This is a genomic window from Campylobacter sp. BCW_6463 (assembly GCF_001762785.1).
GTDB classification, from domain to species: Bacteria; Campylobacterota; Campylobacteria; order Campylobacterales; family Campylobacteraceae; genus Campylobacter_D; species Campylobacter_D jejuni.
This window is the reverse complement of sequence record NZ_MJXL01000073.1, coordinates 1-561: the sequence shown is the minus strand read 5'-3', so window position 1 is coordinate 561 and position 561 is coordinate 1. Positions and strand designations below refer to the sequence as shown.

Below are 561 nucleotides of genomic sequence, written 5' to 3'. Positions count from 1 at the left end.
TAAAGCTCCAAGTCCTGTTCCAACAGAGGTTGAAATCACAACACTATCAAATTTAAAATCTTCTATACCATTATAGTTTTTTATAGTAAGCCCTACCACGCCTGAAGTGAAGCTTTGAGAACCTGTTTCAAATCTTGTAACACCGATTTTTGAAGACTGGGTTGCACCTATAGTTGCCTTAACGGTTTGATTTGAACTTGCACCGATTTGAAATTCTTGATTAGTAAAACCACCACTTAAAAGTTGTTTACCATTAAATGAAGTGGTATTTGCGATATTGTCAAGTTCTTCCATGAGTTTGTTGATATCTGCTTGAAGCATGGTTCTTGTTTTTGTACTTTGACCATCTTGAGCTGCTTGAGTAGCTTTAGTCTTGATAGTATCTAAGATTTTAAGTTGCTCATCCATAGCCTTATCAGCAGTTTGTAAGATACCTAAAGCATCATTACCATTTGAGATAGCTTGACCTAAAGTATTGGCTTGAGATCTTAAACTATCTGCTATCGCCATCCCTGAAGCATCATCCGCTGCAGAGTTAATCCTAAGACCTGAACTAAGTCT

At 36.9% G+C, this 561-nt stretch carries 1 pseudogene; it reads right to left on the bottom strand.

What is annotated here, in order from left to right:
* A pseudogene (locus tag AJ884_RS09695) lies at positions 1–561 on the bottom strand (flagellin); the annotation flags it as partial.